Here is a 19810-nt window from a genome sequence, read left to right as displayed (position 1 = left end):
GGTTACCGAGGGGTTACCCGGGGCGCTCGCGGCGCGGTCAGAGCGCGTCGGCTCCGCTGTTGCGCAGGGACTGGGCGTACTGCTGGAGGACCCAGACCTCGTTCTGCGCGGCGGCCAGATGGTCCGGGGCGACATTGCTGCCGAGCCGGGCAAGGCTGCCCTGGACGTCGTCGATCCGGCGGTCGACGGCCCGCAGCCGGACCTTGACCAGGTGTTCGCCCGCGTAGGCCTCGTCGATGGACTTGCCGTGGAAGACCTCGACCGCCAGCTCGGTGACCAGCTTGCGCACCGATTCGTTGGGCGTCGCGTCGAGCACCTGGACGAGGTACTCGCGGGTCTCGGGGACGCCCATCTCGGCGCCGCCCGCCTCCGCGATGCACTGGCGGACCGCGGCGTACGGCGGGGCGGTGAACTCGTCCACCCCGTAGGCGTCGAAGGCCGGGGAGACCAGGGCGGGCTTCTGAAGGGCGAGCTTGAGCAGCTCGCGCTCGGTGCGGTGGGCCGGACTGCGGAGGTTGAGCGCGGGGCCGGAGGGACCGGAGGGGCCCGAGGGACCGGCGGGGGGCTGGGCCTGCTGGTGCTTGGCTCCGGCGCGGGAGGAGGAGCGGGTGGGCCCGCGCTGGTCGCCGCCCCGGCTCCGGGCCCACTGGGCGAGCTGGTTGACCCTGTGTACGACGTACTCCTGGTCCAGGATGCCGACGAAGCCGGCCAGCTGGACGGCGACCTCGCGCTGCACGCTGCCCGTCTTGATCTTGGCGACGACGGGGGCGGCCTCGTCGAGCGCGGCGGCGCGGCCGGCCGGGGTCTCCAGGTCGTAGCGCCCGACGATCTGGCGCAGCGCGAACTCGAAGAGCGGGGTCCTGGGTTCCACCAGGTCACGGACGGCCTCGTCGCCCTTGGCGAGGCGCAGATCGCAGGGGTCCATGTTGTCCGGGGCGATCGCGATGTAGGTCTCGGCGGCGAACTTCTGGTCGTCCTCGAAGGCGCGCAGGGCGGCCTTCTGGCCTGCCGCGTCCCCGTCGAAGGTGAAGATCACCCGGGCGCTGCCGTTGTCCATCAGGAGGCGGCGCAGGATCTTGATGTGGTCGCCGCCGAACGCGGTACCGCAGGTGGCGATGGCGGTGGTGATCCCGGCGAGGTGGCAGGCCATCACGTCGGTGTAGCCCTCGACGACGACGGCCCGGCTGGCCTTCGCGATGTCCTTCTTGGCCAGGTCGATGCCGTACAGCACCTGGGACTTCTTGTAGATCGCGGTCTCTGGGGTGTTGAGGTACTTCGGACCGTTGTCGTCGTCGCGCAGTTTGCGGGCGCCGAAGCCGACGATGTCCCCGGCGGTGTCGCTGATCGGCCACATCAGCCGGCCGCGGAAGCGGTCGATGGGGCCGCGCCTGCCGTCCTGGGAGATGCCGGAGGCGATCAGCTCCTTGTCGCTGAAGCCCTTGCCGCGCAGATAGCGGGTGAGGTGGTCCCAGCCGGCCGGGCTGTAGCCGACGCCGAAGTGGGCGGCGGCGGCCTGGTCGAAGCCGCGCTCGGCGAGGAACTTGCGGCCGATCTCGGCCTCGGGGCCGTCCAGCTGCTCGACGTAGAACTGGGCGGCCGCCTTGTGCGCCTCGACCAGCCTGATCCGCTCGCCGCGCTGGTGGGAGGGGTTGTACCCGCCCTCCTCGTACCGCAGGGTGATGCCGGCCTTGGCGGCGAGCCGCTCGACCACCTCGGAGAACTGGAGGTGATCGATCTTCATCACGAAGGCGATCGTGTCGCCGCCCTCCTGGCAGCCGAAGCAGTGGAAGAGACCCTTGCTCGGACTGACCTGGAAGGAGGGGGACTTCTCGTCGTGGAAGGGACACAGGCCCTTGAGGTTTCCACCGCCCGCGTTGCGCAGCTGGAGGTACTCGGAAACGACGGCGTCGATCGGGACCGCGTCCCGTACCGCCTTCACGTCGTCGTCATTGATCCTGCCTGCCACGAGTGAAGTCTACGGGTGGGATACGACAGCCCTCGGCCGGGCGGGCGCGCGGGGGTGTTGGGCGCGGCCCTTCCTTGGTGCGGGGTTCCGTCCTCAATCGCCGGACGGGCTGGGGGTGCGGCGTGCTCCGCCGGGTGCGGGGGTGTGCCCTCCCGGTGGGTGGGGGTTCGGGGTCCCTCCGGGGCGTCTCCTCGGACGACGAACGTGCGGGGGGCCCGTGAGGGACCCGGGTCTGTGTTCGTCGTCCTGCGGGGACCCCCCTGCACGCCCCCGAACCCGGCCGTCGCGCGTCTGCGGGCGCGAGTGATGCAGGGGTGGGGACGTGCAGGGGGTCCCCGCAGGGAATGGCGTACGACCCGGGTCCCTCACGTATCCGGGTGAACACGCCATTCCCGAGGAGACACCCCGGAGGGGCGCCACCCCCCACCCACCGGGGCAGGGGCGGCCCCCGCACAACGCGGACCGGGGCAACGGTCAGATCAGTGACTCCAGCGGTACCGACGGGTCGGCCAGCGCGTCCGGGTCGACCGGCCGACCGGCCTTGATCAGTTCCTGCACGGTGTCCGTGACGTCCCACACGTTCACGTTCATCCCGGCGAGCACCTTGCCGTCCTTCAGCCAGAACGCGATGAACTCGCGCTTGCCGGCATCGCCGCGGATCACCACCTGGTCGTAGCTGCCCGGCGGGGCCCAGCCCGAGTACTCCAGGCCGAGGTCGTACTGGTCGGAGAAGAAGTACGGCACCCGGTCGTAGGAGACCTCCTGGCCGAGCATGGCGCGGGCCGCCGCCGGACCGCTGTTCAGCGCGTTGGCCCAGTGCTCCACCCGCAGCCGGGCGCCGAGCCCCGGGTGGGCGACGTTGGCGACGTCACCCGCGGCGTAGATGTGCGGGTCGCTGGTGCGCAGCGAGGCGTCCACGGCGATGCCGCCGCCTTGGGCGCGCGGGGCGATGTCGAGTCCGGCGGCCTCCGCGAGGGCGGAGCGCGGGGCGGCCCCGATCGCGGCGAGGACGTCGTGGGCGGGGTGCTCCTCGCCGTCGTCGGTGCGGACCGCGAGCACCATGCCGTCCTGGCCGACGATCTCGGTGAGCCGGCCGCCGAAGTGGAAGCGGACGCCGTGGTCGCTGTGCAGGTCGGTGAAGAGCTGGCCCAGCTCGGGGCCGATGACCTTCAGCAGCGGGGTCGCCTCCGGTTCGACGACGGTGACCTCGGCGCCGTATCCGCGGGCCGCCGCCGCGACCTCCAGGCCGATCCAGCCGGCTCCGGCGATCACCAGATGGCCGTTGTCGCGGCCGAGCGCGGCCAGTACGTTGCGCAGCCGGTCGGAGTGGGCGAGGCGGCGCAGGTGGTGGACGCCCGCCAGGTCCGTGCCGGGGATGTCGAGGCGGCGCGGCTCGGCGCCGGTGGCCAGGAGCAGCTTGTCGTAGTGGATGACGGTGCCGTCGCCCAGCTCCACGGAGCGGGCGTCGCGGTTCAGTACGGTGACGGGCTGGCCGAGGTGGAGCTCGATGTCGGCCCCCGCGTACCAGGCCGTCTCGTGGACGAAGACGCTGTCGCGTTCCTCCTTGCCGGCCAGGTATCCCTTGGAGAGCGGTGGGCGTTCGTAGGGATGGTCGCGCTCATCACCGATCAGGATGACCCGGCCGCTGAATCCCGCCGAGCGGAGCGTCTCCGCCGCCTTCGCTCCGGCCAGTCCTCCGCCGACAATGACGAACGTCCGATGTGCGTCGACCACTTGATGCCTCCTCGGTGCTTGCTGCGCGGCGCCAACTGCGAGCGTCCCGCACGCAGCGTGATGGCGAAAGGGGGTGTGACCCGATCAGGTCACACCCAGTGGTCATGGGCCGGTCCGCGGACCGGTGCCGCACCACGGGGAACAGGGTGGCAGGTACGCAGCGGGCCACGCGGTACGCGTCCCCCAGCACACCACCTGTCACATCGTCGGCGGCGCAGCCGCGCGGAAGGGGCGCGGTGCGGGGTCATCGGCCGGGGGCACCGAGCGACCGGTGCAGGGTACGGGCCGACGCGTCGGTCAGGGCGGCGATCTGGTCGACCAGGACGCGCTTGCGGGCGCGGTCGTCGGGCGCGGACTCGTACAGTGCCCGCAGCTGCGGCTCAAGGCCCTCGGGGGCGCGGGCGGTCAGGGCCGCGGCCAGTTCCGCGATGACGATCCGCTGGTCGGCGCGGATCGCCTCCTGTTCGGCGCGCTGCATGACGTAGCGGTCCGCGACCGCCTTGAGCACCGCGCATTCGTTGCGGGCCTCGCGGGGCACGACGAGCTCGGCGCCGTATCTGCCGAGCCGGCCGGTGCCGTACGCCTTGCGGGTGCCGGTCTCGGCGGCGAGGCAGAACCGGCCGATGAGCTGGCTCGTGGCGTCCTTCAGCCGGGCCTGGGCGACGGCGGAGCCGTCGTAGCCGTGCGGCCACCAGTCCTGGCCCATGAGCCGGTCCAGCGCCTCGGACAGCTCCTGCGGGTCGGTGTCCGCCGGGACGTACCGTCCGATGGCGACCTGCCAGATCTCCTGGCGTTCCGGCTCGGCGTCCAGGCAGTTGGGATCGATGTGCCCGGCGTGCAGGCCGTCCTCGAAGTCGTGGACGGAGTACGCCACGTCGTCGGACCAGTCCATCACCTGGGCCTCGAAGCACTTGCGGTCCTGCGGGGCGCCCTTGCGGAACCAGTCGAAGACCGGCAGGTCGTCCTCGTACACGCCGAACTTCGGTGAGCCGGGGTCTGTGGGGTGGGCGCCACGGGGCCAGGGGTATTTGGTGGCGGCGTCGAGGGCGGCGCGGGTCAGGTTGAGCCCGACGCTGGCCAGCTCGCCGGTACGCGGGTCGGGCACGAACCGCTTCGGTTCGAGCCGGGTCAGCAGCCGCAGCGACTGGGCGTTCCCCTCGAATCCGCCGCAGTCGGAGGCGAAGTCGTTGAGCGCCTGCTCGCCGTTGTGGCCGAAGGGCGGGTGGCCCATGTCGTGGGAGAGGCAGGCCGTCTCGACCAGGTCGGGGTCGCAGCCGAGTGCGGCGCCGAGTTCGCGGCCTACCTGGGCGCACTCCAGGGAGTGGGTGAGCCGGGTGCGGGGGCTGGCGTCCCAGCCGAAGCTGCGGGTGCCGGGGGTGACCACCTGGGTCTTCCCGGCGAGCCTGCGCAGCGCGGCGGAGTGGAGCACCCGGGCGCGGTCGCGCTGGAAGGCGGTGCGGCCGGGCCGCTTGTCCTCCTCGGTGTCCCAGCGCTCGGCGTCGGCGGCGCCGTAGGGCGCCGTGTCCGATGTGTGTGCGCCGTGCGCCTGGGTCGTGCCGTACGTGCCGTCCATGGCAATGACACTAATCGGCCGGGCCGGCAAGAGGGCTCAGACGGGTGCCAGGAAGTGTGTGTTCATCGGATTTTCCCGTGCCGGGACTCCGGTGGCCCGTGCCTGGTCGTAGCGGCGCAGCAGCAGCCGGGCCATCGCCGGGTGCGCGCCGAGCGGGGCGGCGGCGATCCACGGCGCGTGCCTGGACGCGGCCGAGGCGAAGCGTCCGGGGGCGGTGAAGTACGCGGCGACGGCGACCCTCCGGCGGCCCCGGGCGGCCAGCGCGCGCAGGGCGGCCGGGACGGTGGGCGTCGCGGCACAGGCGTACGCCGGAACGACGGGCACCCCGCCGAGCCGTTCGCTGAGCAGGTGCGCGGTGCGGCGGGTGTCGGCGGCCGATTCGGGATCGCGCGAGCCGGCGGCGGCCAGGACCACCGCGCTGCCGCGGTTCCCGTCGTCCGCGGGCCGCCACCCCGCCTCGATGAGCCGCCCGTGCAGCGCCTCGGCCAGGAACGGGTGCGGGCCGAGCGGCGCGGCGGTCCTGGTCCGCGGGGCCGGGGCGCCGGCGACGGCTTCCGGGATGTCCTGCTTGACGTGGTACCCGCGCCCCAGCAGCAGCGGCACCAGGACCGCCTCCCCGTCGCCCAGGGCCGCCAGGGTCTCCGGCAGGAGGGGCGCGTTCAGCTCGATGTGCCCGAGCCGGACGTCGAGCCCCGGCCGCAGCTCCCGCACCCGGTCGAGCAGCCGCGTCACCGTGTGCAGCGCCTGCGGGTCCCGGCTGCCGTGGGCGACGGCGACCAGGGCGGGGGCGGCGGGTATCAGGGGGTTCGCGCCGCCCGGTGCGGGCTGCTGCCGGGTGCGGTGCACGGGCCGTCGGGTTCCGTTCAGGGAGACGAGGCTGAGCTGGGTGTCGAGCTGCGCGGTGATGCGGCTCAGCAGTTGCGCCGTGCTGTCGAGGGGCAGGGATTCCTGCGGGCGTTCCGGTGCCGGCTCCGTCATGAGCCCGATGGTGCCGGGCGCAGGTTGCCGCGTCGTTGCGCGCCGGTCACGGGTGTTTTCCGGTGCCTCACCGCAGGGCCGGGGCCGCTGTCAGACGGCGTCGGCCGTGGCGTCGGCCGCGGTGTCATCCGCTCCGTGGAAGGCGTCGGTCGCGGCCGCGGCCAGCAGTCGTTCGATGACGTGGGCGACGCCGTCCTCCTGGTTGCTGACGGTGTGCGCCGGGACGGCGGCCAGCACGGCCGGGTGGGCGTTGGCCATCGCGTAGCCGGTGCCGGCCCAGTCGAGGACGGTGAGGTCGTTGGGCATGTCTCCGAAGGCGATGACCTCGGCCGCTTCGATGCCCCGTCCGGCGCACAGCACCGCCAGGGTGCCGGCCTTGGTGACGCCCCGCGCGCTGATCTCCAGCAGCCCGTGCCCGCCCGAGTGGGTCAGCTGTACGTCGCTGCCCGCGCCCGGCCGGGCCGCCGCGAGCAGGGTGTCCGCGTCGAGCCGGTCCGACCAGGCGAGCAGCTTGGTGACGGGGGCCTCGGTGAGCCACAGGTCGGCGAGTGAGGGTACGGGGATCTCGGCGCCGTCCTCGGCGAACCGCATCCGGAAGGCCGGTTCGTACAGGACCTGGTTGCCGGTCTCCAGGGCGAAGCCCACCTCGGGCAGCGCGGCGGCCAGCGCGGTGACCACTCGCCGGGCGGTGACCAGGGGCAGGTGGCGGGAGGAGACGACGGTGCGGGTGGCTATGTCGTACACCGTGGCGCCGTTGCTGCACACCGCCGTGCCGATGAGGCCGGTGGCCTCCGCGAGCCGGTCGACGAACCGGGGCGGGCGGGCGGTGACGATCACGATCTCCGCACCGGCGTCCTCGGCCGCGCGCAGGGCGCGCAGGGTGCGGGGCGAGAGCGTGCCGTCGTCGCGGAGCAGTGTGCCGTCGAGGTCCGAGGCGATGAGTCGTGGGAGCCGCATCGGCCGATGCTACCGACGGCCTTCCGCGGAGAACCCTTTGGGCCGTCCTGTCGTCAGTAGTCACAGAGGAACAGTTCCGCACGGCACGACATGTCTCGGGACGTCTCGGTACATGACAGGCAGACGGACAGGAACGGGGGCGCTCCCATGCGGCTGAAGCGACGGGGAGCAGGGGCGGACGGCCGGGGCGGGCTCGCGAGAACGGCAGCCCGGCTGCGGACCGGGCTGCCGCGGACCCGGCGCGGGCGGCGTCGGGCCGTGCAGGGGGTGATGGTCGCCTGTGTGCTGGCCCTGGCGCCCGTCACCTGGATGCACTCGGTCGCGGACGCCCGGGTCAGGACGGCGGCGGACGCGCCCGCACAACAGGTCGCCGTGGTGTTCGGGGCGGGGCTGTGGGACGGGAAGCCGTCCCCGTACCTGGCGAACCGGCTGCGGGCCGCGGCGGAGCTGTACCGGGACAAGAAGGTGAAGGTCGTGCTGGTGACCGGCGACAACAGCCGGGTGGAGTACGACGAGCCGGACGCGATGCGCACGTTCCTGGTCCGGCAGGGGGTGCCGGACAGCAGGATCGTCAGCGACTTCGCGGGCTTCGACACCTGGGACTCGTGCGTCCGGGCCAAGAAGATCTTCGGGGTGGACCGGGCGCTGCTGGTCACCCAGGGCTTCCATGTCCGCCGGGCGATCGCGCTGTGCCGGGCGGCGGGCATCGACGCGTACGGCGTCGGGGTCGACGCCAAGCACGACGCGACCTGGTACTACGGCGGGACACGGGAGATCGCCGCGGCGGGGAAGGCGGCCCTGGACGCGCTGTTCAAGCCCGATCCGCACTTCCTGGGGCCCCGGGAGCCGGGGGTGGAAACGGCCCTCGCGGCGGACGCGCGGTGAACACGCGTCCTCGCGGCGGATGCTGGGGGCCGTTGTGGGAGGCACGGGCCGTCAGCTCCCTCCCGGGGCGTCCGGGACACCGGTCCTCGCCGCGGCGACCGGAGGGGACGAGGTGGCCGGGGCGGTCTCCGCAGAGACCCGGCCGGGATAGCGGCCGCTGCCCCGTACCACCGGATCACGATGGTCTCCGGGGTGTCCTGGCCGTGCGCCTCCTGGAGCCGGGCCCCCTGGTTGCTCGTACCGCTCGGCGTTGCTCGTACCGCTCGGCCGTCGTCTTGAGGAGCGGCTGCCCCTCCCCGGCGTTCTCCCGCCGGCAGACGGAGATGGCGGGCGCGGGAGACCTGTACGCAGGCCACGGGCCGCGCCCGCACCACGCCCTGCGCCGGCGGCCCGGCCTTCTCCTCACCGTCCGTCGTGGTCGGAACGGTCTGCCTTCCGGGCGGAGTCGGTTCGGTCTCCTCGGGTCCGGCAGCGCCCCTGCCCCGATGGTCGGGCACCGGTCCGGCCGACGCCCGGTCAGCCGCCGTACGGCCGCACCTTCTTCGCCTCCCGCAGCGCCCGGCCCCACCACACCAGCTGGTCGAGCAGCGACTTCGCGGCGGCGTCGGCACCGGCCGGGTCCCGGTGCCTGCCCTCGTCGTCGAACAGCGCACCGGCGTTGTGGAAGGAGACGGTGTCGCGGATCGAGACGGTGTGCAGTTCGGCGAAGACCTGCCGCAGGTGCTCGACCGCGCGCAGCCCGCCGGAGACCCCGCCGTAGGAGACGAAGGCGACCGGCTTGGCCTGCCACTCGGCGTGGTGCCAGTCGATGAGGTTCTTGAGGGGGGCCGGGTAGGAGTGGTTGTACTCGGGGGTGACGACGACGAAGGCCTCGGCAGCCGCCAGCCGGGCCGAGACCTCGCCCAGCAGGTCCCGGTCCTCGGGCCCGGGACGGTAGGAGAGCGCGGTCGGCAGGGCGAGTCCGGCGACGTCGATGAGATCGGTCTCGATGCCGGGGTGGGCGTCGGTGCGGGAGCGGAACCAGTCGGCGACGACGGGTGCGAAGCGGCCCTCGCGGTTGCTGGCGAGGATGACCGCGACCTTCAGCGGGGCGTCGGCGGAGGCCGTGGTCGCGGGTGTGGTTTCGGCTGTGTTCTCAGCTGCGATGAGGTCCATGGGACGAGGCTCGTACTTCAACCATGGTTGAGGTCAAGCCCGACGCGACCGGCTCTTCCGCCGAGCGCCTCGGCATACGGTGGCCCGCATGACGACGCCAGCAGCCGCACCGGTCCCGTACGCCGAGTTCGACGGACATCCGGCCACCGAGGACGATCTGCGGACAGCCGCCTTCTTCAACTACGGCCACTTCACCGCCATGCAGATCAGGGAGGGCCGGGTGCGCGGGCTCCGGCTGCACCTGGACCGGCTGGACAGCGCGAACCGGGCACTCTTCGAACTCCCGCTGGACGGCGGGCGGGTACGTGAACTGATCCGGCACGCGCTACGGGGCGCGGGGGTCGCGGACGGCTCGGTGCGGGTGCACGGGTTCCTGCCGCCGGGCGCCACCGCGACGACCGTCATGGTCACGGTGCGCGGACCGGCGAGGATGCCCGCGGAACCGAAGAGCATGATGTCGGTGCCGTACGCCCGCGCCGTGCCGCACCTCAAGCGCCCCGGCGAGTTCGGCCAGACGTACTACGCGAATCTCGCCTCCCGCGCGGGCTTCGACGATGCGCTGCTGACCCTGCCGGACGGCTCGGTGACCGAGGGGGCGTTCACCAACATCGGTTTCTGGGACGGCGATTCGGTCGTCTGGCCACAGGCTCCCGCGCTGCTCGGCACCACCATGGCACTGCTGGAGCAGGAGTTCCCCGGCACCGGGATCCGGTCGCGGCGGAGTCCGGTGACGCTGGACGGGCTGGCGGCCTACCGGTCGGCGTTCGTCACCAACTCGCAGGGCATCGCGCCGGTCCGGCGGATCGATGACACCGCGTTCACGGTGGACGAGGAGCTGATGACGCGGCTGGCGGCGGCCTACGACGGGGCACCCAGGGACACCGTCTGAGCGCTGCCGGCTCCGGCGGAGTGCGGGGGCGGGCCGCCGAGAGGGGACCATGGAAGGCATGGAGATCCCCACCGAAGGCCCGCAGTCGCGCATGCAGATCCACATCGAGGGCTCACGCCTGCCCGGCCGCGCCTGCGGGCCCGGCGGTGACTTCGACGGGTACGAGAACATCCACGTGGGCGTCCAGCGCAAGGACCGGCCCGGCGAACTCCTCGGGCTGCTTCCGGGCGACGCCCCGTCCGCCTCCTGGACCCTGGACTGCACGGCCGCCGCCACCGCGGACGGGGTCGGGATCAGCGGACCCTACGTGCAGAACAGGCTCGGCGGGCGGTTCGTCTACCTGTCGTGGGGCACGGTCGACGGGAACGGCCTCTTCTCGATGTTCCGGCGGGCCAAGCTGATGTTCTCCGACATCGGGGCGGACACCCTGCGGGCAGCCGCGCGCTCCGGCCACCTCACCGCCCGGCTGCCGCTCTCCGACGCCAAGGGCCAGCCGCTCTGCGCCCGGGTCCGGCCCCCGGTCGTCGAGTGGTCCGCCACCGCGCCGGAGTGAGCGCCCCGGCCTCCGCGGGGGACACCGGGCAAGGAGCCGCCCTTATCGGGCCCAGGGGGGGCGGGCCCGATAAGGGCGACGGCCGGGGGCGGCAAGGGGGCGCCGTCCCGTGGGGGGTGTGATGCGTGTGCCCCTCGATCACGAGGTCATGCATGTGATGTGCGCCACATCCACTGCGGGCGCCATCACCCGATCGGCACCGGCTGCGGAAGGAGGCCGCACCTCCCCCGCCACGACCGCCCTGACCTGCACGCATACCGCGTGGCAAGGAGGCTGCGCCGGTCCGGACGGGTGACAGCTGACTCGGTGTCAGCAGGCGTGGGCGGCCACCCGGCCGTTAGCTCGGAGCCAGGACCCACCCGCCAGCGCCCCTTGCTCGGAGGAACCCCCCATGCGCAGTCCTGCCCGCCTCGTGACCGGCACCGCCGCCGCGGCCCTCACCGCCGCCGCGCTCGGCCTCTGCGCCGCCGCCCCGTCGGCGTACGCGGACGAATCGGGCCCGCTGGAGATCACCCCGGCGAGCGCGGCCCCCGGCACCACGGTCACCGTGAACACCAAGGCCTGCGGGAGCGACACCGGCGCGACGGGCGACGCCGGCTCCCTGGAGGCCTCGCGTTTCGCGCTGGCACCGGCCACCCTCAAGGAGGTCCTGGCCGGTTCGTTCCGGGTGCCGGGCAATGTCGAGCCCGGCCCGTACAGCATCGACGTGGCCTGCGAGAACGGCAAGAAGGCCAGCGGCCGGATCGAGGTGGAGGCGGCCGGCACCACGGGCGAGGACGGCGCCGCCTCCCGGACGGCCCCGGCCCCGGACGGTTCCGACGACCGCTCCCCCGCGGACACCGGCGACTCCTCCGCGTACGACTCCTCCACGTACGACTCCCCGGCCGATTCCCCGGCCGCCGATGCGGGCACCGACCCCTCGGCCTACGACTCGGCCGGGCTCGACGAGGCCGAGGCCGCCGGTTCCGCCCTCGTACCGGACTCCCCCACCGCTCCGGGCCAGGACCCCTCCAGCGAGCGGCCGAGCCCGTCCGGGCACGAGAGCACCGGCACGCACGACAGCTCCGCCGGACGCGACGACAGCTCCGCGTCCCACGACAGCTCCACCGGGCGCGACAGCTCCTCGGACCGCGAGACGCCCTCCGGCCACCGCACCTCGGCCGCCCCCACCGCCCCCACGGGGCACGTCAAGACCGGTATCGGCGGCAGCGTCGGACCGGACACCACCCAGATCGCGGCGGGCGCCGGCGTTCTCGCCGCGACCGCCGTCGGCGGAGCCTGGCTCCTGCGTCGCCGGGCGAGCGGCACGCGGGACGCCGGCTGACGGAGACTTCCACCTCTCCGTACCGCCTGGTCTCCGTCCCGGTGGCCCAGCGCCACCGGGACGGGACCGCACATCCACCTTCGTCACCCGGAGGACGACCGTGTCCCAGAAGGCCAAGGGCTGGCTGCTCGTCATCGCGGCGCTGGCCGGTGTCTGGCTGATCCGGAACGGCGCCGAAACCCGGCTGACCCCGCCGGGCCCGGCCTCCGCAGAGGCCTTCGCCGCCGGACCGGAACTGCTCCCGGGATCGCCGGTCGCCGAACCCCTGCGCCCCTCGGCCCCCGTCCGCATCCGGATTCCCGCCATCCGGGTGGACGCCCCGATGATGCGGCTCGGGCTCGGTCCGGACGGCAGCCTCGATGTGCCTCCGGCGGGGAACACCGACATCGTCGGCTGGTACAAGGACGGCACCCCGCCGGGCGCCAAGGGCAGTGCGATCGTGGCCGGCCATGTCGACAACGCGCAGGGCCCGTCCGTCTTCTACGACCTCGGTTCACTGAAGAAGGGCAGCACCGTCGAGGTGGACCGGCAGGACGGCCGGACCGCCGTCTTCGCGCTCGACGCCATCGAGGTCTACGACAGCGAGGACTTCCCCGACAAGCGGGTGTACGGGTCCTCCGGACACGCCTCGCTGCGGCTGATCACCTGCGGCGGCGGATTCTCCGAGTCGACGGGTTACGAGGGCAACGTGGTGGCGTACGCGCACCTCACCTCGGTGCGCTGACGCCCGGCCGCGCCCCGGCGCTCACCCGTTCCACTGGTCGAAGGCGAGCTTCGCGACCAGCGAGAACACCACGACCAGCAGCACCCCGCGGACGAACCCGCTGCCCCTGCTCAGCGCCATCCGCGCCCCCATCAGGCCGCCCGCCAGGTTGAACACCGCCATCAGACCGGCCAGCTGCCACATCACATTGCCCTGATAGGCGAACATCGCCAGCGCGCCGGCGTTGGTGCAGACGTTGACGATCTTCGCGGTGGCCGAGGCCGTCACCAGATCCAGGTGGAGCACCGCGGTCAGCGCCAGCACCAGGAAGGTGCCGGTGCCCGGCCCGAACAGGCCGTCGTACAGGCCGATGCCGCCGCCGACCAGGACGATCGCGGTGACGGTGCGGGCCCGGGTGACCCGCGGAGCCGTACCCTCCTGTGCCGTCCTGCCGAACCGGGGCCGCAGCATCACGAACGCCGCGACCGCCAGCAGCACCACCATGATCACCGGGCGGAGCACATCGCTGCTGATCCCGGCGGCGAAGAAGGCACCGGTCATCGATCCCGCCAGGGCCGCGAGGCCGATCCGCAACGCCGTGCCGACCCTCACCGGCGCCTTGCGGGCGTAGGTGACGGCGGCGCCCGACGTGCCGACGATGGCGACCGCCTTGTTGGTGCCGAGGATGTGCGCGGCGGGGACGTGCGGCAGCCCCAGCAGCAGTGCGGGCAGCAGGAGCAGTCCGCCGCCGCCGACCACCGCGTCGATCCAGCCGGCCGCGCCCGCGGCGAGGCACAGCACGACGAGGGTGGTCACGGTTATGTCAGGCATGATCGCGACCCTAGGGAAACGGCACGTGTCGCGTCCAACCCGTTCCCGCCTCACAAGCCCCCTCACAGGCCGCCGCCACCGGCGCTGAGCGCAAGGTTCCCGCCGGGAAACAGCGGAGATCCGGACGGGTAACACCCGCCGGACACGCTTCCCTCATGAGCAGACAGGCCGGGCTCCCCCGCTCCGGCGGCTCCACCCGCTCACCAACGACGGAGGCTCCCGAGATGCCGGTGTCCACTTCCCCGACCGCCCGCGCCTCCCGCTCCGCGGCCGTGCCGACCCTCGTGGTCGTCGGACACGGGATGGTCGGCCAGCGGTTCCTGGAGGCCCTCGCGGAGCGCGGGCTGACCGCCGCGGCCGGCACCGCCAGGGTCGTCGTCCTCTGCGAGGAGCCGCGCGCCGCCTACGACCGGGTCCGGCTGTCCTCGTACTTCTCCGGGCGCACCCCGGACGAACTGTCGCTGGCCGAGCCCGGCTTCATGGCGCGGCACGGCTTCGAGCTGCGCCTCGGTGACCCGGCGGAGTCCGTGGACCGGGCGGCGCGCACCGTCACCGCGCGCTCCGGCGAGACCTTCGGCTACGACACCCTGGTCCTGGCCACCGGCTCCTACCCGTTCGTCCCGCCGGTCCCCGGCAGGGACACCGAGGGCTGCTTCGTCTACCGCACCGTCGAGGACCTGCTCGCGATCGAGGAGTACGCGAGGACCGCGACGACCGGCGCGGTGGTCGGCGGCGGACTGCTCGGACTGGAGGCCGCGGGCGCCCTGAAGGGGCTCGGCCTCGACACGCACGTGGTGGAGTTCGCGCCCCGGCTGATGCCGGTGCAGGTGGACGAGGGCGGCGGCGCGGCGCTGCTGCGCACCGTCGAGGACATGGGCCTGACCGTGCACACGGGGGTCGGCACCCAGGAGGTGACCGCGGGCGAGGACGGCTCGGTGAACGGCGTGTCCCTCTCCGACGGCTCCGCGCTGGCCACCGATCTGGTGGTCTTCTCGGCCGGGGTACGGCCCCGCGACCAGCTGGCCCGGGAGTGCGGTCTGGCGGTCGGGCAGCGCGGCGGCATCGTCGTGGACGAGGAGTGCCGCACCTCGGACCCGGCGGTCTTCGCGATCGGTGAGTGCGCTCTCGCCCCGGACGGCCGGGTCTACGGACTGGTGGCGCCGGGCTACGAGATGGCACAGACCGCGGCCGAGGTGATCGCGGGCGGGAAGGCGTCGTTCACCGGTGCCGATATGTCGACGAAGCTGAAGCTGCTCGGAGTGGACGTGGCGTCCTTCGGCGACGCGCACGGCACCGCGGAGGGCTGCCTCGACGTGGTCTACGCGGACGCCCGCTCCGGCGTGTACAAGAAGCTGGTGATCGGGCGGGACGGCACGCTGCTCGGCGGGGTGCTCATCGGGGACGCCGACCAGTACGGCGTGCTGCGGCCGATGACGGGCACCGTCCTGCCGGTCGCCCCTGAACAGCTGGTGCTGCCCGCAGGCACGGGCGGCCCGGCGGTCCTCGGCCCCTCCGCGCTGCCCGACGACGCGGTGATCTGCTCCTGCCACAACGTCACCAAGGGCGCGGTCCGCGAGCACACCACACTGCCCGAGGTGAGGAAGTGCACCAAGGCGGGTACCGGCTGCGGCAGTTGCGTCAAGGTCATCGGGCAGCTGCTCCCGCAGAGCCGGGACAAGGGCCTGTGCGGCTGCTTCCCGTACACCCGCGGCGAGCTCTACGAGATCGTCCGCACCCTGGAGATCACCTCGTACGCCGAGCTGCTCGACGCGCACGGCCGGGAGGCGGCCCGGGGCGGCGACGGCTGCGAGGTCTGCAAGCCGACGGTCGGCTCCGTCATCGCCTCGCTGGCGCCCACGGTCGGCGCGAGCGGCTATGTACTGGACGGCGAGCAGGCCGCGCTCCAGGACACCAACGACCACTTCCTCGCCAACCTCCAGCGCAACGGCTCGTACTCGATCGTGCCGCGCATCCCCGGCGGTGAGATCACTCCGGAGAGACTGATCGTGATCGGCGAGGTGGCCCGGGACTTCGGCCTCTACACCAAGATCACCGGCGGCCAGCGCATCGATCTGTTCGGCGCCCGCGTCGAACAGCTGCCGCTGATCTGGACCCGGCTGGTCGACGCGGGCTTCGAGTCGGGGCACGCGTACGGGAAGTCGCTGCGGACGGTCAAGTCCTGTGTGGGGCAGACCTGGTGCCGCTACGGCGTGCAGGACTCGGTGAAGATGGCGATCGACCTGGAGCTGCGCTACCGGGGCCTGCGCTCCCCGCACAAGCTGAAGTCGGCGGTCTCGGGCTGTGCCCGGGAGTGCGCGGAGGCCCGCGGCAAGGACTTCGGGATCATCGCCACCGCCGGCGGCTGGAACCTGTACGTGGGCGGCAACGGCGGAGCCACCCCGCGCCACGCGGACCTGCTCGCCCAGGACCTGTCCGACGCCGAACTGGTGCGCCTGATCGACCGGTTCCTGATGTTCTACATCCGCACCGCGGACCGTCTTGAGCGCACCTCCACCTGGCTGGACCGCGTCGAGGGCGGCCTGGACCACGTACGCGACGTCGTCGTGCACGACTCGCTCGGGCTCTGCGACGAGCTGGAGCGGCTGATGGCCGACCACGTCCGCGGCTACCGCGACGAATGGGCCGAGACCATCAACGACCCGGAGCGGCTGCGCCGCTTCGTCACCTTCGTCAACGCACCCGACGCACCCGACCCGTCGGTGAGGTTCGTCCCGGAACGCGATCAGGTCAAGCCCGACCTGGACATCCTCGCCGGCCCGGTCCTCGCCGTCCGCACGCTCGAAGGGACCGCCTCATGACCGCCCGGACGACTACCGGGGCGGTGGAGACCGCGCGGGACACCCGGGTCGTGCGGCTCGCCGTCGGGGACGACTGGCTCGCCGTGTGCGACCGTTCGCTGCTCACCCCCGGCCGGGGGGTCGCGGCACTGCTCCCGGACGGCCGGCAGGTCGCGGTGTTCCTGGACCGTGCGGGACGTACGTACGCGATCGACAACCGCGACCCGTTCACCGGGGCCTGCGTCCTGTCGCGGGGCCTGGTCGGATCGGACGGCGGACAGCCTTTCGTCGCCTCCCCACTGCTGAAGCAGCGCTTCGACCTGGCGACGGGTGCCTGCCTGGACGACGACGGGGTCACCGTCGCGGTCTTCGAGGTCCGCGCGGACTGAACGGACTGAACGGACCCAGCGGACCGGACGGCCGGACGGGCCGGGCCGAGCGGCGGGCGGAGCCTGAGCGGGCGGACCGGGCCTGAGCGGGCGGGCGGAGCGGCCCCTTCCGGTCATCGGGCCGTCCGGTCGTACGCTTGATCCATGACCCAGCGCCGGTACGCGAACGACATTCCCGACCAGAGCGGCCGCACGGCCGTGGTGACCGGAGCCAACAGCGGTATCGGGCTGATCACCGCGCGGGAGCTGGCACGGCACGGTGCCCGGGTGCTGCTCGCCTGTCGTGACGAGCGGCGCGGCAAGGAGGCGGCGGCCCGCATCCGCGGCGCGGTGCCGGACGCGGACGTGGAGTTCGCCGGGCTGGATCTGGCCGATCTGTCGTCGGTACGGGAGTTCGCCGCGGCGTACACCCCGGACCGGCTCGATCTGCTGATCAACAACGCCGGGGTGATGGCCCTTCCGTACCGGAGGACCGCCGACGGGTTCGAGACCCAGTTCGGCGTGAACCACCTCGGGCACTTCGCCCTCACCGGGCTGCTGCTGCCGAAGCTGCTCGCCACCCCGGGCGCCCGGGTGGTGAGCGTGTCCAGCGGTCTCCACGCGCTGTCCAACATCGACATGGGCGACCTCAACAGCGAGCGGAACTACCGCCGCTGGATCGCCTACGGCCGCTCGAAGACGGCCAACCTGCTGTTCGTCCACGAGCTGGCCCGGCGGACCGCCGCCATCGGCAGCGGGCTGGTCGCCGCCGCCGCGCACCCGGGCTACGCGTCGACCAATCTGCAGACGGCGGGCGTCCGGATGGAGAACCGCAGGGCGGCGGAGCGGGTCATCGAGTTCGGCAACCGGATCATCGCCCAGCCGGCGGCCGCGGGCGCCCTGCCCACCCTGTACGCGGCCACCGCGCCCGGTGTCCGGCCCGACTCGTTCACCGGCCCGAGGCTGCTGGGGTGGCGCGGCGAACCGGCTCCGTCCTGGCGGGCGGGCTGGACGCTCAACGACGTGGCGAGCGAGCGGCTGTGGGTGGCGTCGGAACAGCTGACCGGGGTCACCTTCGCGGGCCTCGGGGTCTGATTTCGCCCGAGGCCCCGGCCCGGTGTGCTCAGCCCTGGCCCTCGACGGCGGACGGGTCCATCCACACGACCTCCCAGTTGTGGTGGTCGGGGTCCTGGAAGGACCGCCCGTACATGAATCCGAGGTCCTGCGTCTCACCGGCGGGGAATCCGCCGGAGGCGAGGGCGGTGTCGACCAGCTCGTCCACCTTCTCCCGGCTGTCGGCGCTGAGCGCGAGGATCACCTCGGTGGTCGTCGAGGCGTCCGCGATCTCCTTCTTGGTGAATTCCTTGAAGCGCGGTTCCTCCAGCAGCATGGCGAAGATCGTGTCGCTGATGACGAGACAGGCGGTGCGCTCGTCGCTGAACTGGGGATTGAACGAGTAGCCCAGTTTCCCGAAGAATCCCTTGGTCGTCTCCAGGTCCTTGACCGGCAGGTTCAAGAAGATCATCTGCGGCATGGCCGTCTCACTCTCCCGATGGGTCGATCCTGTGCGCCTGGCGTGAACGCGTTACGACAGTTAGACGCCGGGGCCGCCGGAAACTCATCGGTGCCGGGCGGGGAACGTACGCGAGCCGGGCCCCGCACCCTCACGACACGGCGAGCGGGGCGCCGCCCCGGAGCAGCGAGCCGCCCAGCGGGGTCACCGTGTGCAGGACCGCGCCGCCGTGGCGCAGGGTGTGCACCAGGCCCGCCTCGCGCAGCACACAGGCGTGCTGGCTGGCCGACGCCAGCGAGACCCCGGCCCGGCGGGCGAGCTCGCTGGTCGTGCAGCCGTCCCCGATGGTCCGCAGCACCGTCGAGCGGGTGTGGCCGAGGAGCCGGCCGAGCCAGGGGCCCGGTTCCGCGAAGACCGGGGCGTCGGCGTGGCCGACCGGGTAGACGAGCACCGGCGGCAGCAGCGGATCGCGCAGGACGACCGGGGCGCCCCGGCAGAAGAACGACGGCTGGAGGAGCAGTCCCCGGCCGTCCAGGCGCAGTTCGCGGTCGACCGGGTAGTCGGCCTCCAGCACCGGCGCCCGCCAGCGGATCACCGGCGGCAGCGAGGCCAGCAGCTCTTCCGGGCCGCCGTCCAGCAGGGCGCGTCCCCGGACCGCGCGGTCGGCCTCGACGCTCGCCTGGATATGCGGCCAGTACGGTTCGACCGCGGCGCGGTGGTAGCCGCGCAGGGCCCCGATGAGGCGGCCCAGAGGCTCGGAACGCCCTTCCCGCAGCGCGTCCAGCAGCACCGGCCGAACCGCGCGCCGGGCCGGGGCACTGCGGCCGTCGGCGCGTCCCTCGGCGCCCAGCATCGCCAGTTCGGCCCGCAGGCGTTCGGCCGGGGTGTCGCGCAGGACCTCCGTTCCGGCGCCGAAATCCAGCGGTTCCGAACCTTCCTGAGAAGGCGTCAGGAAGTCCGGGAAATAGCCGCGCGGTGGAACCACGGCGGACAGCAGACGTACTTCACCATTCAACCGGGGGCGGGTTTCCGTCCGCCATTTCCCGAACACCGTCGAAGCACGCCGGTCCCTCAGCCGGTGCAAACTGAGAATGGTCTCCCACAATGCGTCCGGCCCGGTGGCCATCCGCACCCTGGAAAGGTCCCACCCGGATATATGGATACGCAGCACCGAACCCCCACCCACTTGCACCCGCAATTACCCCCACGTCAGAGTATGCGAACAGTCACACCACGTCACCACGGGGTTTCGGCCAGAGGTGAAACGTCTCGCCCTGACCTGGCATCACCCGAAAGGCTGTACGACGTCGGGTTGCGATTCCAGAGCCACCGGAAGAGCGAGTGAAGGCCGTGGGGGGTTTCGCTCGCTCGGCGGCGGTCGGCAATGGTGCGGCTCCGTACCCGATGGGGGTAAGCGGGGTGCGGTTCGTGGATGGGGATCCATGAACCGCACCCCGGTCCGTTCCGAACTACCTCTTTGCGCATTGAACGAAGCAATGGATGGCGGACATGGCGAGGCGGCGGCACCCCCGCACAGGGTGCCGCCGCCTCCGGGGAATTCCGCGCCGGACGCCGGTCCGGTG

At 72.7% G+C, this 19810-nt stretch carries 17 protein-coding genes; 8 read left to right on the top strand and 9 right to left on the bottom strand.

Features of this window, described 5'->3' with window-relative positions:
• Positions 1 to 37: 37 nt before the first annotated feature.
• The 5 genes from dnaG to ACIP89_RS02605 form a co-directional block, all read right to left on the bottom strand.
• Positions 38 to 1966: a DNA primase gene (gene dnaG, locus ACIP89_RS02625; protein WP_401921358.1), complete on the bottom strand. Its 1929-nt coding sequence runs from the start codon at positions 1964 to 1966 to the stop codon at positions 38 to 40.
• Positions 1967 to 2440: 474 nt separating this feature from the next.
• Positions 2441 to 3700, bottom strand: coding sequence for an NAD(P)/FAD-dependent oxidoreductase (locus ACIP89_RS02620; RefSeq protein WP_401921359.1), 1260 nt, complete (start codon positions 3698 to 3700; stop codon positions 2441 to 2443).
• A gap of 244 nt (positions 3701 to 3944) precedes the next feature.
• Complete coding sequence (locus tag ACIP89_RS02615; RefSeq protein ID WP_402112547.1) at positions 3945 to 5273, bottom strand: deoxyguanosinetriphosphate triphosphohydrolase; 1329 nt, start codon at positions 5271 to 5273, stop codon at positions 3945 to 3947.
• Positions 5274 to 5309: 36 nt separating this feature from the next.
• A complete protein-coding gene (locus ACIP89_RS02610; RefSeq protein ID WP_402112544.1) occupies positions 5310 to 6251 on the bottom strand; it encodes a sirohydrochlorin chelatase in 942 nt (313 codons plus the stop codon).
• 90 nt (positions 6252 to 6341) lie between these two features.
• Positions 6342 to 7208: a Cof-type HAD-IIB family hydrolase gene (locus ACIP89_RS02605; protein ID WP_402112542.1), complete on the bottom strand. Its 867-nt coding sequence runs from the start codon at positions 7206 to 7208 to the stop codon at positions 6342 to 6344.
• 147 nt (positions 7209 to 7355) lie between these two features.
• On the opposite strand from ACIP89_RS02605, the gene ACIP89_RS02600 reads away from it, so the two are divergent.
• A complete protein-coding gene (locus ACIP89_RS02600; RefSeq protein WP_402112539.1) occupies positions 7356 to 8093 on the top strand; it encodes a vancomycin high temperature exclusion protein in 738 nt (245 codons plus the stop codon).
• A 516-nt stretch (positions 8094 to 8609) separates the two neighbouring features.
• On the opposite strand, the gene ACIP89_RS02595 is transcribed toward ACIP89_RS02600, so the two are convergent.
• A complete protein-coding gene (locus ACIP89_RS02595; protein ID WP_401921366.1) occupies positions 8610 to 9248 on the bottom strand; it encodes an NADPH-dependent FMN reductase in 639 nt (212 codons plus the stop codon).
• 88 nt (positions 9249 to 9336) lie between these two features.
• Between ACIP89_RS02595 and ACIP89_RS02590 the strand changes: the two genes are divergently transcribed.
• The 4 genes from ACIP89_RS02590 to ACIP89_RS02575 all read left to right on the top strand — a co-directional run bounded on the left by ACIP89_RS02590 (position 9337) and on the right by ACIP89_RS02575 (position 12738).
• The gene (locus tag ACIP89_RS02590) at positions 9337 to 10137 is read left to right on the top strand and encodes an aminotransferase class IV family protein (protein WP_402112536.1); all 801 of its coding nucleotides are present in this window, start codon (positions 9337 to 9339) and stop codon (positions 10135 to 10137) included.
• A 91-nt stretch (positions 10138 to 10228) separates the two neighbouring features.
• Positions 10229 to 10690 (top strand): DUF5990 family protein, encoded by a 462-nt coding sequence (locus ACIP89_RS02585; protein WP_402113468.1) that lies wholly within the window; start codon positions 10229 to 10231, stop codon positions 10688 to 10690.
• 391 nt (positions 10691 to 11081) lie between these two features.
• The gene (locus ACIP89_RS02580) at positions 11082 to 12014 is read left to right on the top strand and encodes a hypothetical protein (RefSeq protein WP_402112533.1); all 933 of its coding nucleotides are present in this window, start codon (positions 11082 to 11084) and stop codon (positions 12012 to 12014) included.
• A 100-nt stretch (positions 12015 to 12114) separates the two neighbouring features.
• A complete protein-coding gene (locus ACIP89_RS02575; protein WP_401921371.1) occupies positions 12115 to 12738 on the top strand; it encodes a class F sortase in 624 nt (207 codons plus the stop codon).
• Between the two features lie 21 nt (positions 12739 to 12759).
• Here ACIP89_RS02575 and ACIP89_RS02570 read toward each other — a convergent pair whose 3' ends face one another.
• Positions 12760 to 13548: a sulfite exporter TauE/SafE family protein gene (locus ACIP89_RS02570; protein ID WP_401921372.1), complete on the bottom strand. Its 789-nt coding sequence runs from the start codon at positions 13546 to 13548 to the stop codon at positions 12760 to 12762.
• Between the two features lie 224 nt (positions 13549 to 13772).
• Here ACIP89_RS02570 and nirB point away from each other — a divergent pair, with 224 nt between their 5' ends.
• The 3 genes from nirB (at position 13773) to ACIP89_RS02555 (ending at position 17809) form a co-directional block, all read left to right on the top strand.
• On the top strand, positions 13773 to 16367 hold the full coding sequence (gene nirB / locus ACIP89_RS02565) for a nitrite reductase large subunit NirB (RefSeq protein ID WP_401922335.1): 2595 nt from the start codon (positions 13773 to 13775) through the stop codon (positions 16365 to 16367).
• On the top strand, positions 16364 to 16735 hold the full coding sequence (gene nirD, locus ACIP89_RS02560; RefSeq protein ID WP_402112532.1) for a nitrite reductase small subunit NirD: 372 nt from the start codon (positions 16364 to 16366) through the stop codon (positions 16733 to 16735). The genes nirB and nirD overlap by 4 nt, the downstream gene beginning before the upstream one ends.
• Before the next feature lie 144 nt (positions 16736 to 16879).
• Positions 16880 to 17809 carry an oxidoreductase gene (locus ACIP89_RS02555; RefSeq protein WP_401921375.1) on the top strand — a complete coding sequence of 310 codons (930 nt, stop codon included), beginning with the start codon at positions 16880 to 16882 and terminating at the stop codon, positions 17807 to 17809.
• Positions 17810 to 17837: 28 nt separating this feature from the next.
• On the opposite strand, the gene ACIP89_RS02550 is transcribed toward ACIP89_RS02555, so the two are convergent.
• Together ACIP89_RS02550 and ACIP89_RS02545 are read right to left on the bottom strand one after the other, a co-directional pair.
• On the bottom strand, positions 17838 to 18248 hold the full coding sequence (locus ACIP89_RS02550; RefSeq protein WP_401921376.1) for a VOC family protein: 411 nt from the start codon (positions 18246 to 18248) through the stop codon (positions 17838 to 17840).
• Between the two features lie 130 nt (positions 18249 to 18378).
• The gene (locus tag ACIP89_RS02545) at positions 18379 to 19398 is read right to left on the bottom strand and encodes an ArsR/SmtB family transcription factor (RefSeq protein ID WP_401921377.1); all 1020 of its coding nucleotides are present in this window, start codon (positions 19396 to 19398) and stop codon (positions 18379 to 18381) included.
• Positions 19399 to 19810 lie beyond the last annotated feature (412 nt).

Origin of the sequence: Streptomyces sp. NPDC088730 (genome assembly GCF_044751215.1) — a bacterium.
GTDB lineage: Bacteria > Actinomycetota > Actinomycetes > Streptomycetales > Streptomycetaceae > Streptomyces.
This window is presented reverse-complemented; position numbering and strand designations above follow the sequence as displayed.